Source organism: Vibrio sp. 811, from assembly GCF_033339195.1.
In genome coordinates, this window is the sequence record NZ_JAWOUB010000817.1 from 1 (window position 1) to 546 (window position 546).

Below are 546 nucleotides of genomic sequence, written 5' to 3' on the forward strand. Positions count from 1 at the left end.
TTGCTCTTTTAGCTGACCTTCCATATTCGTCAACATACCACCTGGCACTTGAGCGATAAGGATACGGGAATCCACGCCTTTTAGTTGCCCTTCCCACTTCGCGTATTTCTTACGTACTTCACGGAAGTAGGCTGCAATAGGTTCTAGTTGATCAAGTTTCAGATTGGTGTCGCGCTCAGTACCTTGCAGCATTGCTACAACCGTTTCTGTCGGAGTATGCCCGTAAGTACAGCTCATAGAAGAAATAGCCGTATCGAGGATGTCGATACCAGCCTCTACCGCTTTGATTGCCGTAGCGGTAGAAAGACCAGTGGTTGCATGGCAGTGGAGTGCCAGTGGTACATCACAAGAGGCTTTGATGCGCGTGATTAGCTCTTGCGCTTCGTAAGGCTTTAGCAAGCCAGACATGTCTTTGATACACAGAGAATGACAACCGAGATCTTCCAAACGCTTTGCTAAATCAACCCAAGTATCCGTATTGTGAACAGGGCTTGTTGTGTATGACAGGGTGCCTTGCGCATGAGCGCCAACATCTACCGCCGATTT

1 pseudogene is annotated in these 546 nt (G+C 48.4%); it reads right to left on the bottom strand.

The features are described 5' to 3' along the window. A pseudogene (locus tag R7Q46_RS29565) lies at positions 1-546 on the bottom strand (oxaloacetate decarboxylase); the annotation flags it as partial.